This window comes from Bacteroides sp. 1_1_14, assembly GCF_000162515.1.
Lineage (GTDB): Bacteria > Bacteroidota > Bacteroidia > Bacteroidales > Bacteroidaceae > Bacteroides > Bacteroides thetaiotaomicron.
The window spans coordinates 367,174-385,763 of the sequence record NZ_GG774708.1 but is presented as its reverse complement, the minus strand read 5'-3'; the positions used below and the strand labels follow the sequence as shown (position 1 = coordinate 385,763).

The following is an 18,590-nucleotide window of genomic DNA, read 5'->3' as shown; positions in this document are numbered from 1 at the left end:
TTACTCTTCTACATCTACATTAGGATATTCCACTCTCAACACATCTCTTGACATAGAGAAAGATCCTTCGAATGTCATTCGCAAATCTTCACTCTGAGTTTTATCCAGATACTCATAAGCAAGCTCAACGGTGGTAATCTCAGTATAATATCGCTGGTCGTTATAATTATAAGTATATTTACGACTGAGTTTACTATTATACGACTTAAACTCTAAGCTACCTACCTCACTTGATAATGTAATACCTCCCCATTCATCGCGTTCTATTTCAACCACATAGTTCAAATAGTCTGGGGTATTTGCACGAGTTTTCTCACCAACAAACATATAGCAAATATTATTGTTAATTGCATAAAGCTGTGTACTGGTAATCTCAGTCGTATATGTAGTTCCTTGCTGCGTAATAATACCTTTTCCACTATACGTACCAGAATAATCATTTTTAAACCCGATATGTGCCAGCACTTTGGTATATTTGTTCTGCCCCATAGGTTCACCAGTCGAAGAAGTGATGCGAAGTGGAAGTACATAATCATCATACAAGCTTCCTAATTCCTCTATCTTGTTCAAATCGATTTTAATAGCAGCTGTCGCATTCAGCTCCCCACTCGGAATAGTCCATGAGTCTGCATCAAATGTATAAGTACCTGTCGGCAATATCTTATAGTATAAGTCCGACTGATTTTTATATTTCTCCCAATTATATTTCTGTAATGTATCAGGGTCTATCTCCATGGTCAGACAAATATCCTTGTCATTAGCAGAAGTGCCATTCACACCAAAATAAATCGGAAGTATAGTCGTATTATCCTCAGCCACTTCTAAAGCATAATCTTGCCATCCATTGTGGACAATATACGAGTTCTTCTGAAACAATTCGTCTTCCAGTCCGTCACATGAGGAGATTCCTAACATCATCGAAATCAGCAGGCATCCCACGATTCCATATATATATCTTTTTTGTTTCATAACATGCTAAATTTAGTAAGTATTACCATCCGGGATTCTGTGTCATATTTACATTGCGTTTCAGTTCATAAGTGGGGAAAGGCCACAAATACATCCTTTGTTCAAACACCTTATGCACCGAAGTGATAATAGTCGGCTTGTAAAAATCAGCTACACGCTTTTCGTCATCACTGATATTTATGTTGCATCCTTGCAACAACTGATTTTCTTCTGTCATCGCGTCTTTCCAACGTCGTAAATCAAAATAACGCATACTGTTTTCTCCCAATAACTCAATCTGACGCTCTCTCTTCAGTTTCACACGGAAATCATTCGGATTATTATAGGTCTCATCAGTATAGTCAGGTACTCCGGCACGCATACGGATACGCTTTATAGCATACCGCATTTCATCGACATTACGCTGAATTTCAACATCAGCTCCTGTATAAGTCGTCAGATGATATACTTGTCCGGAAGTCAGCTCATTCAAAGCTTCAGCATAAATCAACAGTATTTCACCATAACGTATTGTCATCTCTGTCTTATCAACGAGATATCCGCCTTCCGTTCTCGAATCTTCCGAATTATAAAACTTCTTTAAAGTAATTCCCGTCAAAGGGCATTCTTCCTTAAATCCCTGCTTACCATCGTTCAAACCACGATAATAAAATATTTGTTTATCACGATAATCGGACTCGGAAGCACTGGAAGCTTCCCAAACTGATCCGTTATAAGCAATCGATGCGTAGAAACGAGGTTCACGATTATTATACATCAGATTAACTTTAGCCGGTAAGAACGGATTTTCTGTGGCATAAGCCTGTGTTGTAAAACCTTCTGTCACATAGTCATTCGTACTAGCAGCCTCTGTAATTGAACGTCCATCATTCATTGCATAAGCATTGACTTGCTTTTGTGTAACTGCCAAACGATTATTTCCTCTCAATGTTTTAGGAGTCGACTGATACGCCCAGTCATTAATATGCGCAGTTCCTTCCCTTGTTCTAGTAAATATCAACTCAGGATTTTTCGATCCAAGTATCGTACCATCAAAAATTGATTTATAAGAAAGCAACGGATCGACATCTGCCCAACCTTCCGGATAGTTCTTGTCCGAATAAAGTTCATTATAAGGTGGACGCTGAGAAGGTAAAACCGTAGCTTTCGGAGCTATAACATAAAGTTCATACAAATTGCTCGCCTTAGCCAATTCAATCACATCCTTAGCTGCAGCTGCCGCTTTCGCCCATTTAGTCTCATCATAAGTTTGAGATACCAATTGATTTCCATAGCAATCTTTCACATCAAAAAGGTCGATATTTCCATTGAAAAGCGGACTGGCAGCATAAAGCAAAACTCTGGCACGAAGCCCTAATGCAGCACCACGGGTGGGACGTCCCAAATTGTTGACTGTCCTTTTGATTGGCAGCGAGCGGGCAGTCTCAGCCAATTCTGCGTCTATAAAATCAACCACATTATCAAAAGGTTCACGGGGTAATGACAGTTCCTCATAGGAAAGATTCACATCCAACCCTTCTGTCGGGATTAAAGGCACCGGGCCATAAACACGTATTAATGCCCAGTAACAATAAGCGCGTAGGAAACGTGCCTGTCCCTTCAAATCCGTTTTTTCATCCATCGTCAATTCCGGACAACGATCTACATTATCTATAAAAGTAGACGCTTTACGGATTCCCTCATAATATTTCCACAAGCGTGAGTTATTTCTATCATCATCACTAAGCTGATGGTCGGCACTGTAATTTCCTTCCACATACTCTTTCATATCCGGATGATAAAGATCATCGCTTGCCCAGCGAAACGGTTCGCGATACTCACCAATATTATCCATTACACTATATGCACTTGACAGCCATCCTTCTACATACACCCGCTTGGAAAAAGCAGAGTCTAATGATACCTGATCATAAAAATATTTATCCACATTGATATAATCGGTACATGCAGTAAATAAAAACGTACCTAAGGACAACAATATGGTATATAATAATTTCTTCATAATTCGACATTTTAAGATTAAAAGCTAAATTGGAGATAGCATGAGAATGTTTTATTGATTGGGTAGTTACTTCCATCTTCTCTGGTTCCTTCCGGATCCCACCATTTGAATGGAGCCCAAGTCAATAAGTTCTGTCCGATAAATCCAATACGTAAGTTGTTTACATAGAATTTCCGTGTCCATAACTGAGGAAAATCATAAGAAAGTTCTACATTTCTCAAACGCAGATATTTTCTGTCGTGCAGCCAGAATGTAGAAGCCCGATTATTCATATTATTATTGCCATACGTCAAACGTGGCCAATCGGCATTCGGATTTTCCGTAGCTTCTGTTCCCGAAATTTCTTTTGGAATCCAACGATTCCCCTCTACCATAACTTGCAGAATATTACCGGTACGACCATCATGGAAAGCATGCGGTCCGTTACCTCCCACAAAAAAGTCACATTTTCCTGTTCCCTGTAATAACATACTGAGATTCCAGTTTTTCCAGTTTGCGCTCAGACCAATACCATATTGAAGTCCTGGTTGCTGTCTGTATCCCAAAGGCACAATGTCATCATCATTAATGATTCCGTCTCCGTTTACATCCTTGTACTTTATATCCCCCGGAAGGACTGCTTTATTTGCCAATCCTGCCTGTGATGGACTACGGTCTATATCTTCCTGATCCTTAAACAGTCCCAAGGCAATAAAACCGCGACTTTGATTCAACTGAAAACCTTTATCCATTTTATACCACAATTCATTAGCAGCCTCATCCTTATCAAGGATATCAGTAGTCTGATAAGTAAAATTAGCTCGGAGTTGTAGATTTACCTGACCTATTTGCTGAGTGAAAGCTATATTACCATCCCATCCGAAAGATTTCATTTTACCCACATTTGCCATTGGAGTCTGGTCAGCAAGTCCGGTCGTTAATGGCATTTGGTTACGCTGCATAAAAATATCATCACGTTTATCCACAAAATAGTCTACAGCTCCTGTGAATTTCCCATTGAGAACGCTGAAATCAACTCCTATATCATACTTTTTGGCTACCTCCCATGTCAAATTCGGAGTTCCTAAAGTTTTAATACGATAAGCTTGTACTCTATTAGTTTTAAATTCACCAAAATAATAAGAACCTCCATCATCCGTACTTACCAAAGAAATATAGGGAAAACGACGCCCTTGCAATTCATCATTACCCACCTCACCATAAGAAGCTCTGATTTTGAACATATCCAACCAAGGGGCGGCCTTCTTTATAAACGATTCTTCCGAAACGACCCATCCTGCAGATACGGCAGGGAAAAAGCCAAATTGTTTACCACTCTCAAAGTTTTCCGAACCAGTATATCCCCAGTTAAATTCAGCCATGTATCTATCTTTAAAAGCATACGTAAAGCGGCCAGAATAAGCTAAATTACGGTGTGGTATCGACCCTATCAAATCGCTATCATCAAAGTTTATATCTGAAGTTTCCTGTTGATAAACCATGGCAAACGCACCAACACGATGTTTCTGTGCAAACAGTCGGCTATAGTCTAATGACGCTTGCAAATAATAGCGTTTGTCCCCACTCACCTCTTTTCTTTGACTCATTGCGGAAGCATTCTGCAATCTTTTCAAAACCAACTGGCCTTTCTCATCCCGATAGGACTCTGCTTCCCAAAGTTCTTCTTCCTTAGAACGAACTATCGTATTTTTGTTATATGTATCAAATGCAAAGACCCCGGAGAATTTCAAACCCTCTGTAATAAACTTTAAGTCTTGTTCCAAAGCCACACTAGTTTCAATCTTATTCTCCCAAATGGTGCGGTAACCCGTTTGCGTCATCCGATATTCTGGAGTTTTTGCCCCATTCACACTTGCCCACTGACCAGAAGACCATTTACGCGGTGACGAAAGCGGAGTAAAAGCAGCAAAAGATTCCCAAATATCTCCCGAACTGCTAGAAGGGGAATTGCGATTTACCAGCCATCCACCGACATTTACTTTCAAAACAGTTGTACGAGTCAGATTCATATCTACATTAGCGCGATAGTTATAACGTTCGTATGTAGAGTTTGTATTATATTTATTTTCTGAACTGGAAGTTCGATAACGTCCGTCTTCACTTGTATATTGCCCCGATACGAAATAACGTACATTATCACTACCTCCTGAAAAACTTATATTCGCATAATAACTCGGTGCGCCACTTTTCAACATCAAATCTCTCCAGTCTATATTCGGATATAAATCTGAATCGAGCCCGTGTTGAATAATAGACATTTCTTCGTCAGTATATAATGGAGACTCATAACGTCCTATTCTCGCTTCATTTGCTAAACGCGCCCAATCATAAGCACTGGCATATTCAGGCACTTTTACAGGAGTATTCCAGTTGAAGCCTGCCTTCACATTTATCTTTACTTTTCCTTTTTCACCGCGCTTGGTAGTAATCAGAACCACTCCATTTGCACCACGCTGTCCGTAAATAGCAGTAGCCGACGCATCTTTCAAAACAGAAAATGATTCAATATCTTCTACCGGAATCTCATTAAAGCTACGTTCAACACCATCTACGAGAATCAAAGCACCCGATTTTGCACCAAACGTACTCATACCACGAATCCAAAACTCAGACATATTTTCACCCGGTTCACCGCTACTCTGCATAGCTATAATACCAGGTACAACACCAGCTAACGCATTGGAAAGATTAGCACCCGGAGCATTCAACTGTTTGATATCAACATTAGTAATAGCTCCTGTCAGTGTCTTCTTTTTCTGAACACCGCTAGATGTTATCACAACCTCATCGATCTTTGTATTATCTTCTACAATCTTTATCTTTAAATTGTTTCGATCTTTAATGGATAATACAGGAATCTCAACTGTCTGGTAACCAATGAAAGTCACCTGAATCACATCATAGGGCCCCACTTTAATAGAAAACTCTCCATCAAGATTAGTAACCGTACCCACACCCGGCTGATTTTTAGCAATAATCGACGCACCGGCAACAGGACCAAGATTATCTTCTACTACACCCTTGATTACAAATTCTTGCTTGTTCGTTTGTGCCCATGCAGTATTCGGCACAAACAGCATTACCATCAAGAGTAATACGATATATTTTTGAATATTATTCATGGATAATTCTTTTAATAAATTATTTATTCTACTGTCACACGACGAATGACATGGTTATCACGGTCAGCCACATATATTGAGTTATCCGGATACACCGTTACACATTCCGGCTGATTGAATTTTGCCTCTTCTGGCAGTCCGTCTCCAAAACCACTTTGCTCCGGTCGTCCGGCATATAAAGTAGCAGAACCTGCAGGAGTAATTTTCCGAATGATATGGTTATTACGTTCAGGTACAAACATATTGCCATCCTCATCAAATGCCATTTGTTCCGGCTTGTTCAAACGCACAGTAGCTCCTGTCCCATTTACATAACCACTCTCGTCCCATGCTCCGACAAAAAGAACCGGTACACCGAAAGTACGAGTAGAAGCATCATAAGGAACCTGATAGATACAATGACGATTACACACCGCTACATAAAGAATAGTACCTTCCGAGTTAAAAGTCATGCGGGTTTCTATTTCCATTGCATTGTTTATTCTGAAAAGAGGAGTGAAATCCTCATAATCCGGACCATCATAACGATAGATATAACCAGTTCCTTTATTGCAAAAGAATACTTCTCCTGTTTTCGGATGTACGGCAAGCCCTGTAGTTCCGACTTTCTTTGCTCTACAAAGTCCTCTTACATCCACAAAACCACCTTCTCGTGTCACATAAATAATATTGAAGTCTGTTTTCGTATTTTCCTCATCTGTATATGAATACTGAGAAATATACAGTGTATCCTGATCCGGACTGAAAGCCAAACATGTAGGCGATTGGAACGGACCGCTAGAACACTGCACCAATGTTTCCACTTCACCGTTACGAGCACGGCGCAAAGCACCATTCTGTGTCTGACCACGACCTTCATCTACAAAAAATACCGTTCCGTCTTTATCAGTCAGCAAGAACCATGTCCTTTGCAGCTTAGAATTAGCATAGCTACCATCTTCACGGCCTTTCATACCGTGTTGTCCAACCATAGTCGTCACATTACGTTTAAACTGATAACGAAATTTTGTCTCAGAAGCATACTCTTCTATATTATCGTCTTTACCTATAAACAGACGAACATAGCCTGTATCTGCACGTGCAGGGACAATGGCATAGATTACCTCATCGTCCATTCCTACAATTGCTGCTTCCTTGTTATTTACAGTGACTTTCACGTAACTTGGATCGGAACCGAAATTTTTTCCACGGATAATTAACTGTGTTCCAATACCACCACTGTCAGGAGAGAAACTTTCGAAAACAGAGTGTTTACTCAAGTCGGGAGGTAAGGCTTGATTTTGGCGTATCGGAGCCAGGTCATTGTTGCAACCCCAAAAGGCAGACATCCCTACTAATAAAGTAAGTCCGATTTCAAGCTTACGCTTTTTAAATAAATTAGAATTCATAAGATATTAAATTTAATTCAAACAAAATGAAATAAAAGGTAAATAAGGAATCATTGCATACTTAAATTATTTAAGTGGAGGATCGTGTTGTTGATTCATAGTTTCATGAGATATTAGTTAAACATACTATATATTCCTGCTTCTTTATTGCATCAGCAAAATTAGCGTGTTTGCCAAAATTCTTAGTTTTCCTTCGTCGTGTTTTATGCCATACGGCAGGGATATTTACTATTTTGGCATGATTTGATAGTATTCCGGTTCTCTTTAAAAGTCAATTTCTTCACTATAAAGCCTCAGATTAGATTCAACAGATTGATAACAGGAAAACAAACTTCTTATTTACTTTTTTGGCATAGACATTTACTCACTTGCAAACCTGCTATAGAGCATATTCTCGCTGTATCATCAGGGCCTTCACTATCAAGAGAGAGAGACTCATTATGTTATTCGGAAAGCCTACAAAAAAGAACAATCATTGAACTTCTTCCAAATGTTTAGTACGGAATTCTTTTGGCGTACATCCATACTTTTCACGGAAAACTTTAAAGAAAGTAACCTTATTAGAAAATCCGGCTTCAAATACAATTTCGTCAATTGTCTTTTTCGTTTTCAGCAGTAAATCTTTCGCTACATGTAAACGGCATTCTTTGATCATAATCGTGGGACTTTCTTCTCCCATTTCTTCCATTTTCCGGTAAAGGCTACGAACGCTGATAGCCAAATGATCGGCTATGAAACGGGGGCTTAGTTCTTTCTCCTGAATATGATCATTGATAATTTTCAAAACAGATTGCTGGAACTTCTTCGATTCCTTATGTGTCAGTTTACCATCTGTCTTCTCAAAAGTACTGATTGCTGAGCTGAAATAATCTTTCAGCACCTCCTTACGCTCCAACATCTGGCAAACAGAAATACGGAGATATTCTGCATTAAAAGGTTTGGTAATATACATCTCGGCTCCTGCAGAAAGTGCAGCCATCTGCTGTTCCATTTCATGCCGGCCGGAAACCATAATAATAGGTATATGAGCTGTTTCCTTCACCGACTTAATCCGGTTCGTCAATTCAATACCTCCAATTCCAGGCATCATGATATCGCAGATAATAACATTAGGATATACTTCATTCAACACTTGTCCTATCCGTTCCGGCTCCTGCAAGGTGACAACATTAAAATCGTTGGAGAAGATTTCCCTGATAAACCACAACATTTCCTGTTCATCATCAATTACCAGCAATGTCGGTCGCATCTTGTCAAATTCATACTCAGGAAGTTTCAGTACAAGTTGCGATTCTATCTTTGGAATATATTCAGAAGTGATTCGTTTAGAGGGTGATACGTCGGTAGTCACTTCTAACCGAGGTAATGACAACGTAAACAATACCCAGCCGTCAGATGTGTTTTCTACCTTCAGCGTGCCATTCAACAAATTCGCCATATTGTAAGAAATAGCAAGTCCCAGTCCATTACGTGAGAAGTTTTTTTCATCTTGATTTTCAAAACTATCCAAAATAGCATAACGATTGAAAATATATTGAAAGTCTTCTTCTTTAATCACACTTCCCTCATTGGCAACTCGAAGAACCAGCAGGTTCTCATCATTGGTATCCACTTCTATTTTGATACTTTTCCCATCCGGAGTGTACTTGAAAGCATTCGATATCAGATTGATAATAATAGTATTTAGAAAACCTTTATCTGAATTCCACGAAACCTGTTCGGGTATTTTGCTCAGGAAAGTGATATTTCGGGACTTAGCCATATCCACAAAGGTTTTAGCCGTATTTTTCATTAAAGAAGATACGTTCAACGTTTCAATTCTCACCTCCCGATTTCCGGTTTCGATACGGCGAAATTCTATCAATTCGTGAATCAGGTTGTTCAAGCGTTCTGCATTTGTCTGAATCATCTGCACATAATCAACTACGAATTTACTGAGTCCTTTTGATGAGAGTATACGCCCACAAGGACCATAGATAAGAGTCAATGGAGTACAGAATTCATGAGCTATATTAGTAAAGAAACGAAGTTTCGACTCGAACACATTCTTTTGATGACGTTTCTCTATTTCATTCAGCAATTCCTGCTTTTTCCGTTTGGTACGGAGCATAAATGACCGAACCAGCATAGCCGCTATTAAAAGCAAACACAAAGTATAAATGAGATATGCCCACCAAGAAGCATACCATGGAGCAGCGATCCGGATCAACAAAGAGTAAACTTCACTTTCTTTGTCAAATACACTATTATAGTATTTCACCAACAATGTATACTCACCGGGAGCCATGTTCGTGAAAGAAACAGAACTTTCTTTACCATTATTAATCCACTGGTCACTTAACCCCTTCAGTTTATAAGAATAGGTACAGTTATTTCCGGTCAAGTAATCGACAGAAGTGAACGAAACAGCAAAGAAGTTCTGGTCGTATTTCAGATTCAGTACCTCGTTCTCCTTTTTACGGGTAATAAATTCTTTCAGATTGTATTGTTCTCCAAAGATAAAGAGCTTATCAAAATAAATGGGAGGCATATAAAGCCGTTCGGGGCGTCCGTCTGCCTGAATAGCCACAAATCCATTGATTCCTCCAAAAAACAATGTCCCTGTTTGCGGATCTCTATATGAAGCGCCGTCACTAAATTCAACGACTTTAAGCCCATCGCTAAAACCATACGAACGGAATACATTTCTTTTAGTATCAAAATTAATCAGCCCTTGGTTCGTACTCAGCCAGAAGTTATCTGACGAATGCTTCAAAATGGCATGAATAGTGCTATTCAGAAAACCATCCTTCGCATTAAACAGTTGATAAGAGTTTTCTGAAGTATACTTGATTAATCCATAAGTAGTACCGATCAAATAATTATCAGCTTCATCTCTTGCGATAGGCACCACCTTGTTCAAGTTCATATTCTCATATTTATGAGTGGTCAGTGGTTCCAATCCATTACTTATTTCATTGAAACGGAATACTCCATGCCCCATGTTACCGAACAACATTCCCAGACTGTCTCCTTTGCAGATAGTAAAGAAACAATTGGAGCCGAATTCACCTGCATTTGCCACATAGCGTTGCATATTCTCAAGAACCGGATGATCCTGTGTACCTCCGATATGCGCTCTTATGACTCCCATCCCCACACTAGCTAACCAAAGCTCCGAGTCTTCTGTTTCATAAATATCATGTATATATTTAATTTCCTCATTGTCAATCCAAAGAGGAAGTTTCTTGATACATCGATCGCGATACGAATAAAAGTTCAATCCTTCTTCATCGCCAATCCATAGCAAGTTACGGTTACTTTTGCCGATACAGTAAACAGCATTGCTACCCAAACCACTGTTCGATATTGTCAGTACCTCTGAGCGACAGTCCGATATATTCTTATCTACCTCATAATCATAGATTTTAAGTATACCATTTCCTTTTGTACCGATCCAGAAAGTACGCTCTTTGTCAAGCAGCAGGGCACGCACCGGACGTTCTATTTTATCGGTATAGTTATTCAGTACAACCGATTTTATAGAATAAAGAGGATTCGAATAAAGATAAACACCCTGCCCGTCCGTAGCTATCCAGATGAAATCCTGAAAGCGGTCTTTTACCAGACTGAACACCCCGCTGTTTAACGGTAAGGGCTGAATCTGGTATTCATCGCTGCCCTTTTGCTTATCCAACGTCAGCACACCATCTATCATTAATCCGACAAAGAAGCTATCATGATATTTAATAATCGTGGAAATTCTGTCATGCGCCTGTATCTTCGTTCCCAAATTAACTACAAACTCTTTCTTCTTGCTCTCAATATAAAATGTATAAAGATTGTATTCCTTATCTACATAGTAAACAGCCCCGTCATCATGATTACAATAAATCAACGGCATATGGTGTTCTAAACCGCTTTTCTGCGATGCCAAAGTGATATTTCCCGTCACAGGATCCTCCTGCAGGTCATAACATCGATTATAACCTTTCATAATGACCCACATACGATTATTATTATCAAAGAAGAATGTTATAACATCCGAAATCGGAATACCGGCAACATTGATTTTTTTAAAGATCCCTTCTTTTTTATGAAAATAATAAATACAGTCGCTATCCTTAATAATAAATAAGGTGCCATGATTATCCTTATCCATCGGAAACAGTTTCTGAAATTCATTAAAACGTGTAATAGAATTCGTTTTACGGTCAAGACGAATCAAACTATAATAAGTCTGAAACCAATAAGTATCGTCACCGGTATAGACGATATTATCAATTTGATTGCCGGATAAGTAATCTTCCTTGTCACGAGTCTTAAACTCTTTGACCACCCGGCCATCATAGACATTGAGTCCGTCACAAGTACCAATCCACATTAGTCCTTTGTCGTCCTGGCACAGTGAAGTTATAGCGCTGTTGGACATATATTCTTTGTCAGCAACTTGTTTCAGATTATAGGCACCGACTGTATTCATCAGTATATTAAGACAATAGAAGAAAAGTAAAATACAATGTTTTTTCATGGCATAGAATCCTTAGATTTGCAATATGACAAAGGTAAACAAAAAAACTTTCCAGCACTTTTTTGGCACAGAATATATGTAAGAATGCGTGCCAGTTTGGTTAACTATAGCGCCACAGGGCGATTTAGTGTTTCGACTTCCGGTAGCGGCATTCCTTTTCTCTCTATTTTCGTCACAGAAACTAATTTTATTCATAAATTCATTTGTTCATGAAAACACATTTTTCATTTAAACACCTGTTATTTATTGGAGGTGCGGTGTTGTACAGCATGCAAATTTCTGCCGTCAAGAATCCGGTAGACTATGTCAGCACGCTGGTAGGAACGCAGTCCAAGTTTGAGTTATCGACCGGAAATACCTATCCGGCCACGGCACTGCCGTGGGGAATGAACTTCTGGACACCGCAAACCGGAAAAATGGGGGACGGTTGGGCATATACCTACAATGCCGACAAAATCCGGGGCTTCAAACAAACACATCAACCCAGCCCGTGGATGAACGACTACGGTCAGTTTTCCATCATGCCGATCACAGGCGGACTGGTATTCGACCAGGACCAACGTGCCAGCTGGTTCTCGCACAAAGCGGAGGTTGCCAAACCTTATTATTATAAGGTATATCTCGCAGACCACGACGTTACTACGGAACTCGTTCCGACGGAGCGTGCCGCTATGTTCCGTTTCACGTATCCGGAAACCAAGAACGCTTATGTCGTTATCGACGCATTCGACAAAGGCTCTTATGTAAAGGTGATTCCGGAAGAAAACAAGATCATCGGTTATTCTACCAAGAACAGCGGCGGAGTGCCGGAGAACTTCAAGAATTATTTTGTCATCCAGTTCGACAAACCGTTTACCTTTACTTCCGGCGTGAAAGAGAACAACATTCTCCCGAACGAAACAGAAGTTCAGGGCAACCATACCGGAGCGATCATCGGATTCGCTACCCAAAAAGGGGAGATCGTTCACGCACGTGTCGCTTCTTCTTTTATCAGTTATGAGCAGGCGGAACTGAATCTCAAAGAATTGGGCAAGGATAGTTTCGACCAGCTGGTCACTAAAGGAAAAGACATCTGGAACCGTGAAATGAGCAAAGTAGATGTGGAAGACGATAATATCGACAATCTGCGCACTTTCTATTCCTGCCTCTATCGTTCGATGCTGTTCCCACGCAGCTTTTATGAAATAGACGCCAAAGGACAGGTCGTACACTACAGCCCTTACAACGGAAAAGTGCTACCGGGCTATATGTTTACGGATACCGGCTTTTGGGATACGTTCCGCTGTCTGTTCCCATTCCTGAACCTGATGTATCCGTCCATGAATCAGAAGATGCAGGAAGGACTGGTCAATGCGTACCTTGAAAGCGGATTCCTTCCGGAATGGGCAAGTCCCGGACACCGTGACTGTATGGTCGGCAACAACTCCGCTTCCGTAGTAGCCGACGCCTATATCAAAGGACTGCGCGGATATGACATCGAAACACTTTGGGAAGCATTGAAACATGACGCAAACGCCCATCTCCGTGGCACAGCTTCGGGCCGCCTTGCATACGACGCCTACAACAAACTGGGTTATGTCCCCAACAATATCGGTATAGGACAGAATGTTGCCCGTACGCTGGAATATGCGTACAACGACTGGACCATCTACACGCTAGGCAAGAAACTGGGCAAACCGGCAAGCGAAATCGACATCTTCAAACAACGTGCACTGAACTACAAGAACGTCTACCACCCGAAACGCAAACTGATGGTAGGCAAAGACGACAAAGGTGTGTTCAACCCCAAATTTGATGCAGTAGACTGGAGCGGCGAGTTCTGCGAAGGCAACAGCTGGCACTGGAGTTTCTGCGTATTCCATGATCCGCAAGGACTGATCGACCTGATGGGAGGCAAGAAAGAATTCAACAACATGATGGATTCCGTCTTTGTCATTCCGGGCAAACAGGGTATGGAAAGCCGTGGCATGATCCACGAAATGCGTGAAATGCAGGTAATGAACATGGGACAGTACGCTCACGGCAACCAGCCTATCCAGCACATGGTTTATCTTTACAACTATTCGGGAGAACCTTGGAAAGCCCAGCATTGGGTTCGTGAAATCATGGACAAGCTCTACACGGCAGGCCCCGACGGATATTGCGGTGACGAAGACAACGGTCAGACTTCTGCCTGGTATGTCTTCTCGGCTTTAGGATTCTACCCCGTTTGTCCGGGAACAGATCAGTACATTCTGGGAACTCCCCTTTTCAAGTCAGCCAAGCTGCATCTGGAAAATGGAAAAACCGTCACAATAAAAGCAAGCAACAATAACACCGACAACCGTTATGTGAAGGATATGAAGGTAAATGGCAAGGCATTCACCCGCAATTATCTGACGCACGACCAATTACTGAAAGGAGCGAATATCCAGTATCAGATGAGTCCTACGCCGAACAAACAGCGGGGAACGACTGAAAAAGATATTCCCTATTCCCTTTCATTTGAATAAAATGTCGTACTTTTGAATGCTTTAATGAATGATCTAATCCAAACAAACTAAAGAAAACATGAAACTAAGAAACCTTTTATTTATCGTTCTTGCAGCGATAGTCTTCTGCAACTGTCAGAGCTATCAGCCTACTTCGCTCACCGTTGCCTCCTACAACCTGAGAAATGCCAACGGTTCCGACTCCGCCCGTGGAGACGGATGGGGACAGCGTTATCCGGTGATTGCCCAGATCGTGCAATACCACGACTTCGATATTTTCGGCACACAGGAATGCTTCCTTCACCAACTGAAAGACATGAAAGAAGCCCTTCCCGGCTATGACTATATCGGTGTAGGGCGCGACGACGGTAAAGACAAAGGCGAACACTCCGCTATCTTCTACCGCACCGACAAATTCGACATCGTAGAGAAAGGAGATTTCTGGCTGTCGGAAACTCCGGACGTACCGAGCAAAGGCTGGGATGCCGTATTGCCTCGCATTTGCAGCTGGGGGCACTTCAAATGCAAAGATACCGGTTTCGAGTTTCTGTTCTTCAATCTCCACATGGACCACATCGGCAAGAAAGCCCGTGTGGAGAGCGCTTTCCTCGTACAGGAAAAGATGAAAGAACTGGGAAGAGGCAAGAATCTGCCGGCTATCCTGACGGGAGACTTCAACGTCGACCAGACCCACCAGTCCTACGACGCATTTGTCAGCAAAGGCGTCCTCTGCGATTCTTACGAGAAGTGCGACTACCGATATGCGCTCAACGGAACTTTCAACAACTTCGATCCGAACAGTTTTACCGAAAGCCGCATCGACCATATCTTCGTTTCACCTTCTTTCCACGTCAAGAGATACGGTGTGCTGACAGATACCTATCGGAGTGTACGGGAAAACAGTAAAAAGGAGGACGTGAGAGATTGTCCGGAAGAGATCACCATTAAGGCTTATGAAGCACGTACGCCATCCGACCATTTCCCTGTAAAAGTGGAATTGGTGTTTGACCAACGTCAGCAAAAATAACCCCGAATACTTCATTAAATAATCTGATACCCATATGAGAAATATATGTTTTGTAGCCTGTATGTTGTTTTGCCTCGCTTCCGCTTCCGGAAAAACGGTGAAAAATCATCCTTTCGTGTCCATTGCCGACTCTATCCTCGACAATGTTCTGAATTTATATCAGACGGAAGACGGGCTGCTTACCGAAACATATCCCGTGAATCCCGACCAGAAAATCACTTATCTGGCGGGCGGAGCACAGCAGAACGGAACCTTGAAGGCCTCCTTTCTGTGGCCCTACTCAGGGATGATGTCCGGTTGCGTAGCCATGTACCAGGCCACCGGAGACAAGAAGTACAAGACGATACTGGAAAAGCGCATCCTGCCGGGATTGGAACAGTACTGGGACGGAGAACGCCTTCCGGCATGCTATCAGTCGTACCCAGTCAAATACGGTCAGCATGGACGCTACTACGATGACAACATCTGGATCGCACTGGATTATTGCGACTACTACCGCCTCACAAAGAAGGCCGACTATCTGAAAAAGGCCATTGCCCTGTACGAATACATCTACAGCGGCTGGAGTGACGAACTGGGCGGAGGAATCTTCTGGTGCGAACAGCAGAAAGAAGCGAAGCACACCTGCTCCAATGCCCCGTCAACAGTACTCGGCGTCAAGCTATATCGTCTGACGAAGGACAAAAAGTATCTGGACAAGGCCAAGGAAACTTACGCATGGACCAGAAAACACTTGTGTGATCCCGACGACTTCCTTTACTGGGACAATATCAACCTGAAAGGGAAAGTCTCGAAAGACAAGTACGCCTACAACAGTGGACAAATGATTCAGGCAGGCGTATTGCTGTACGAAGAGACAGGAGACAAGGATTACTTGCGCGATGCCCAGAAGACAGCCGCGGGAACCGATGCCTTTTTCCGTTCGAAAGCAGATAAGAAAGACCCGTCAGTCAAGGTACACAAGGATATGTCGTGGTTTAACGTGATTCTGTTCAGAGGCTTCAAGGCGCTGGAGAAGATTGACCACAACCCGACTTATGTCCGTGCGATGGCAGAGAACGCGCTCCACGCATGGAGAAACTATCGGGATGCCAACGGATTACTGGGCAGAGACTGGTCGGGACATAACGAGGAACCTTATAAATGGCTGCTCGATAATGCCTGCCTGATCGAGCTGTTCGCTGAAATCGAGAAATAAAACATTGATTATTAACCCTTACATGAATTAAAAAAACAATTACCATGAATATAACCAAAACACTTTGCCTCTGCGCAGCACTTTCGGGCGCTGCCGGCGTGCAAGCAATGGAAAACCGCGAATTTGTGACCCAGCAAGACAATACCCGGGTCAATAATTACCAGACCAACCGCCCCGAAGCCTCCAAGCGCTTATTCGTATCGCAGGAAGTGGAACGGCAGATTGACCACATCAAGCAACTACTGACCAATGCGAAACTGGCATGGATGTTCGAGAACTGCTTCCCGAACACACTGGACACTACCGTTCACTTCGACGGAAAAGAGGACACTTTTGTATACACCGGAGACATCCACGCCATGTGGCTCCGCGACTCCGGTGCGCAGGTATGGCCGTATGTGCAGCTTGCCAATAAAGACCCCGAACTGAAAAAGATGCTGGCAGGAGTCATCAACCGCCAGTTTAAATGTATCAATATCGACCCGTACGCCAACGCCTTCAACATGAACTCCGAAGGAGGCGAATGGATGAGCGACCTGACGGACATGAAACCGGAACTTCACGAACGCAAATGGGAAATCGACTCTCTCTGCTACCCGATCCGCCTGGCATACCATTACTGGAAAACAACGGGAGATGCCAGCGTATTCTCCGACGAATGGCTGCAGGCCATCGCAAATGTGCTGAAGACTTTCAAGGAACAGCAGCGTAAGGACGACGCGAAAGGTCCGTACAGATTCCAGCGTAAGACCGAACGCGCACTCGACACCATGACCAATGACGGCTGGGGCAATCCGGTAAAACCTGTCGGACTGATTGCTTCCGCTTTCCGCCCTTCGGATGACGCTACAACTTTCCAGTTCCTCGTTCCTTCCAACTTCTTTGCCGTCACTTCCTTGCGCAAAGCTGCCGAAATTCTGAACACCGTGAACAAGAAACCGGCGCTGGCCAAAGAATGTACCGCACTGGCGGATGAAGTAGAAAAAGCATTAAAGAAATATGCTGTCTGCAACCATCCGAAATACGGTAAGATTTATGCTTTCGAGGTAGATGGCTTCGGCAATCAGCTACTGATGGACGACGCCAACGTGCCGAGTCTCATCGCTTTGCCTTATCTGGGTGACGTCAAAGTGACTGATCCGATTTATCAGAATACCCGCAAGTTTGTATGGAGCGAAGACAATCCTTACTTCTTCAAAGGCAGTGCCGGGGAAGGTATCGGAGGTCCGCATATCGGATATGACATGATATGGCCCATGAGTATCATGATGAAAGCCTTCACCAGCCAGAATGACGCAGAAATCAAAACTTGCATCAAAATGCTGATGGATACGGATGCAGGTACCGGCTTCATGCACGAATCATTCAACAAAAACGACCCGAAAAACTTTACCCGTGCATGGTTTGCATGGCAGAATACGTTGTTCGGAGAGCTGATCCTCAAACTGGTCAATGAAGGCAAAGTGGACTTATTGAACAGCATTCAGTAGTCTCTACTCCATCTTACTTATAAGATAACTGCTTCATACGGTGAAACCGATAGTTCCATGCTTTGGAACCAATCGTTTCACTGTATGAAACAAGAGTTTCCATGCCTTTGAAACTAAAGTTTCAAGCTTCCGAAACTAAAGTTTCAAGCCGCTGGAACTAAAGTTTCTCACTGATGAAACCATAGTTTCTCACCGCTGAAACTTTAGTTTCTCGCCGATGAAACTTTGGTATCAAGGCGCAGAAACCGACCTTCTTCGCCGTAAGCGTCTCCGCGATGCCACAGTGACAGCAAAACTACTGTCACTCTGCTATCACACCTTGCCGTCACCTCATAACAATCACATAATCATTCATTTGCCCCCATTTATGTGACAGATGACAGCAATTTTTTATTTTTTAATTTATATGTAGA

At 42.3% G+C, this 18,590-nt stretch carries 9 protein-coding genes; 4 read left to right on the top strand and 5 right to left on the bottom strand.

Annotation, left to right across the window (positions count from 1 at the left end; genetic code table 11):
- The 5 genes from HMPREF9007_RS06800 to HMPREF9007_RS06820 all read right to left on the bottom strand — a co-directional run bounded on the left by HMPREF9007_RS06800 (window position 1) and on the right by HMPREF9007_RS06820 (window position 11,991).
- Window positions 1-969, bottom strand: coding sequence for a DUF1735 domain-containing protein (locus HMPREF9007_RS06800; protein ID WP_008762727.1), 969 nt, complete (start codon window positions 967-969; stop codon window positions 1-3).
- Window positions 970-991: 22 nt separating this feature from the next.
- The gene (locus tag HMPREF9007_RS06805) at window positions 992-2,971 is read right to left on the bottom strand and encodes a RagB/SusD family nutrient uptake outer membrane protein (RefSeq protein WP_008762726.1); all 1,980 of its coding nucleotides are present in this window, start codon (window positions 2,969-2,971) and stop codon (window positions 992-994) included.
- 17 nt (window positions 2,972-2,988) lie between these two features.
- Window positions 2,989-6,093 (bottom strand): TonB-dependent receptor, encoded by a 3,105-nt coding sequence (locus HMPREF9007_RS06810; protein WP_008762725.1) that lies wholly within the window; start codon window positions 6,091-6,093, stop codon window positions 2,989-2,991.
- Between the two features lie 23 nt (window positions 6,094-6,116).
- Window positions 6,117-7,481 carry an IPT/TIG domain-containing protein gene (locus HMPREF9007_RS06815; protein WP_008762724.1) on the bottom strand — a complete coding sequence of 455 codons (1,365 nt, stop codon included), beginning with the start codon at window positions 7,479-7,481 and terminating at the stop codon, window positions 6,117-6,119.
- A gap of 472 nt (window positions 7,482-7,953) precedes the next feature.
- Window positions 7,954-11,991 carry a hybrid sensor histidine kinase/response regulator transcription factor gene (locus HMPREF9007_RS06820; RefSeq protein WP_008762722.1) on the bottom strand — a complete coding sequence of 1,346 codons (4,038 nt, stop codon included), beginning with the start codon at window positions 11,989-11,991 and terminating at the stop codon, window positions 7,954-7,956.
- 209 nt (window positions 11,992-12,200) lie between these two features.
- Here HMPREF9007_RS06820 and HMPREF9007_RS06830 point away from each other — a divergent pair, with 209 nt between their 5' ends.
- The 4 genes from HMPREF9007_RS06830 (at window position 12,201) to HMPREF9007_RS06845 (ending at window position 18,177) form a co-directional block, all read left to right on the top strand.
- Complete coding sequence (locus HMPREF9007_RS06830; protein ID WP_008762721.1) at window positions 12,201-14,483, top strand: GH92 family glycosyl hydrolase; 2,283 nt, start codon at window positions 12,201-12,203, stop codon at window positions 14,481-14,483.
- Window positions 14,484-14,541: 58 nt separating this feature from the next.
- Entirely contained in the window at window positions 14,542-15,489 is a 948-nt protein-coding gene (locus tag HMPREF9007_RS06835; protein WP_008762720.1) for an endonuclease/exonuclease/phosphatase family protein, read from the top strand.
- Between the two features lie 34 nt (window positions 15,490-15,523).
- Window positions 15,524-16,687, top strand: coding sequence for a glycoside hydrolase family 76 protein (locus HMPREF9007_RS06840; RefSeq protein WP_008762719.1), 1,164 nt, complete (start codon window positions 15,524-15,526; stop codon window positions 16,685-16,687).
- A 107-nt stretch (window positions 16,688-16,794) separates the two neighbouring features.
- The gene (locus HMPREF9007_RS06845) at window positions 16,795-18,177 is read left to right on the top strand and encodes a glycoside hydrolase family 125 protein (protein WP_308198268.1); all 1,383 of its coding nucleotides are present in this window, start codon (window positions 16,795-16,797) and stop codon (window positions 18,175-18,177) included.
- The last annotated feature ends 413 nt before the right edge of the window (window positions 18,178-18,590 follow it).

Excerpts from the sequence above, each read along its gene's own strand:
- HMPREF9007_RS06800 (WP_008762727.1), bottom strand. The coding sequence starts at position 969 with ATGAAACAAAAAAGATATATATATGGAATCGTGGGATGCCTGCTGATT.
- HMPREF9007_RS06805 (WP_008762726.1), bottom strand. The coding sequence starts at position 2,971 with ATGAAGAAATTATTATATACCATATTGTTGTCCTTAGGTACGTTTTTA.
- HMPREF9007_RS06810 (WP_008762725.1), bottom strand. The coding sequence starts at position 6,093 with ATGAATAATATTCAAAAATATATCGTATTACTCTTGATGGTAATGCTG.
- HMPREF9007_RS06815 (WP_008762724.1), bottom strand. The coding sequence starts at position 7,481 with ATGAATTCTAATTTATTTAAAAAGCGTAAGCTTGAAATCGGACTTACT.
- HMPREF9007_RS06820 (WP_008762722.1), bottom strand. The coding sequence starts at position 11,991 with ATGAAAAAACATTGTATTTTACTTTTCTTCTATTGTCTTAATATACTG.
- HMPREF9007_RS06830 (WP_008762721.1), top strand. The coding sequence starts at position 12,201 with ATGAAAACACATTTTTCATTTAAACACCTGTTATTTATTGGAGGTGCG.
- HMPREF9007_RS06835 (WP_008762720.1), top strand. The coding sequence starts at position 14,542 with ATGAAACTAAGAAACCTTTTATTTATCGTTCTTGCAGCGATAGTCTTC.
- HMPREF9007_RS06840 (WP_008762719.1), top strand. The coding sequence starts at position 15,524 with ATGAGAAATATATGTTTTGTAGCCTGTATGTTGTTTTGCCTCGCTTCC.
- HMPREF9007_RS06845 (WP_308198268.1), top strand. The coding sequence starts at position 16,795 with ATGGAAAACCGCGAATTTGTGACCCAGCAAGACAATACCCGGGTCAAT.